The 2560-nt window shown below is 42.2% G+C and carries 1 protein-coding gene; it reads right to left on the bottom strand.

Annotation, left to right across the window (positions count from 1 at the left end):
* Positions 1 to 469 precede the first annotated feature (469 nt).
* The gene (locus BSG1_RS18975) at positions 470 to 2404 is read right to left on the bottom strand and encodes an ABC-F family ATP-binding cassette domain-containing protein (RefSeq protein ID WP_044023194.1); all 1935 of its coding nucleotides are present in this window, start codon (positions 2402 to 2404) and stop codon (positions 470 to 472) included.
* Positions 2405 to 2560 lie beyond the last annotated feature (156 nt).

Here is a 2560-nt window from a genome sequence, read left to right as displayed (position 1 = left end):
CACGGATGGGGATAAAAGCGGAGATATCCTACAAATTATGACGGGAATGGTAGGAGAAACGAAGCTATCCTATGATCTACAAAGCAGTTACTCCCAGGTTTTCCCCACAAACCACAACTAAATAAGGTTTAAAAATTAAAATAGAGGGAAATAGAAAGCAGATATTTCCGCCCTATGAGAACGTGTGTTTTGTACACAGTCTGTGGATAAGTTGTTAATAAGTAAGGATATATATGTGTAAAAGAACAAGGAATATTTTCCTATTTTTTTGTGGGTAATGGGGATAACTGTGGATTAAATTGTGGATATTGTGGAAAAGTGTTGTGAATAAAGAGAAATTAACAACTTTTCTGTGAATAAAAATGTGGACTAAAGAGTATTTACTAGAAACTAGTCATAAGCTATAAATATAGGATGAGAGATTATCCAAATGGGAATGGCTGCAGGGGGAATACCCTGCAGCCGTTTTTTATGATTGAAGGAGCTCTTCTATTTCTGTCCATTCTTCCATATATTCTTCCAATGCATTTTTGGATTCTTCCATCGCTTGATTGAGTTTGATGACTTTTTCGTGATCCTGGAAAATTTCAGGGTCACAAAGTTCCGTTTCTAATTTCCCTATAGTTTCCTCAAGTTCTTCCATTAACGCTTCTAGTTCTTCAACCCGTCTTTTTCGCTGTCTCTCCAGCTTTTTGGCCTCTTTATCAAGCTGGTAGTTTTGCTTTTCTGTTTTCACAGGTCCTTGACTTTGGACTTTATTGCTATTCTCAAGCAGAGCGAGCTCCAGGATTTCACTCTTCTTTTGAAGATAATAATCATAATCTCCAAGAAACTCGGTAGCATCGTCGGAGGACAACTCGATTACCTTTGTGGCAATCCGGTTAATGAAATAGCGGTCATGGGAAACGAACAGGATGGTTCCAGGATAATCGATCAGAGCCGATTCCAATACTTCCTTGCTGTCGAGATCCAAATGGTTTGTCGGCTCATCGAGGATCAGCAGGTTAGCCTTCTGCAGCATCAACTTTGATAGAGCGAGTCTCGCTTTTTCCCCGCCGCTGAGAGCTGTTACTGGTTTCAAGACATCCTCACCTGAGAAGAGGAAGTTGCCTAATATGGTCCGGATTTCTTTCTCGTCCTTCATCGGGTACTCATCCCAAAGCTCATTTAAAACGGTTTTATTGGAGGAAAGCTCTGCCTGCTCCTGGTCATAGTAACCAACGGAAACGTTAGACCCAAAAGTAAAGCTGCCTTTAATGGGCTGCAATCTCTTTATAAGAGTTTTTAACAGGGTCGATTTGCCAACTCCATTAGGACCTACCAGTGCAACACTGTCCCCTTTTGACATTGTCATGTTGATGGAGGAGGAAACTACATCATTTCCATATCCGATGGCAAGGTCATTTACTTTCAGGACGTCATTCCCGCTTTGACGGTCAATGGTAAAAGAGAACGTGGCGGATTTTTCATCTCCCTGTGGACGGTCCATCATCTGCATTTTTTCAAGCTTTTTGCGTCTGCTCTGCGCCAGTTTTGTCGTGGAGGCACGGGCGATATTCTTCTGGATAAAATCCTGCAGCTTGGCGACTTCTTCTTGCTGGCGCTCAAACTGCTTCATCTCTCTTTCATACATTTCAGCTTTCATTTCAAGAAACTGGCTGTAATTGCCGTGGTATTTCTTTGAATTTGAACGGGAAACTTCGTATACCTGATTCACGACTTTATCTAAAAAGTAGCGGTCGTGGGATACGATGAGAATTGCGCCTTCATAGCCTTGAAGATACTGTTCAAGCCATGACAAGGTATCGATATCAAGGTGGTTGGTAGGCTCGTCCAGAATCAGGATATCAGGCTTTGTCAGCAAGAGCTTCCCAAGGGCGAGGCGCGTCTTCTGACCACCGCTCAAAGTTGAAATCGGGGTATTATAGTCAAACCCGGCAAAGTTCAAACCGTGCAACACGGAACGAATGTCCGCTTCAAACTGATAACCGCCTGACTCTTTGAATTCAACCTGAATGGTGTCGTACTCTTTCAGGACTCTATTATACTTTTCTTCATGCTCATAAACAGCGGGATCCGCCATTTGCTGCTCGAGTTTGCGTAAATCTTCTTCGAGCTTACGAAGATCGTCAAAGACAGAAAGCATCTCATCCCAAATCGATAATCCGGATTCAAGGCCGGTATGCTGGGCAAGATAGCCGATGGAGACTTCCTTAGGTTTGATGATCTCTCCTGAATCATAGGAAAGCTGGCCGGAAATAATTTTTAATAAAGTGGATTTACCTGCACCATTTCGTCCGACAAGCGCAATACGATCGCGGTTCTGGAGCTCCAGCTTTATATTTGATAGAATCACTTCGGCCCCGAAGGATTTTACGATTTGATTAACTTGTAATAATATCATTTCATTCACCTCTATATAGTAGGCTCTTTTCACTCACAGAAAAGAGGACGGAAAAACAAGCTTGGTTCTATTAGTATAGTGTATCGTAAAATCAATGACGACGGCAATGTTAAGGATGTGGAAGACGCCTGGTGAGACAGACAGGATAAGTAAAAT

Origin of the sequence: Bacillus sp. SG-1 (assembly GCF_000181495.1) — a bacterium.
GTDB lineage: Bacteria > Bacillota > Bacilli > Bacillales > Bacillaceae_B > Rossellomorea.
The sequence above is the reverse complement of the archived record's forward strand: the minus strand, read 5'-3'. Positions and strand labels throughout refer to the sequence as shown.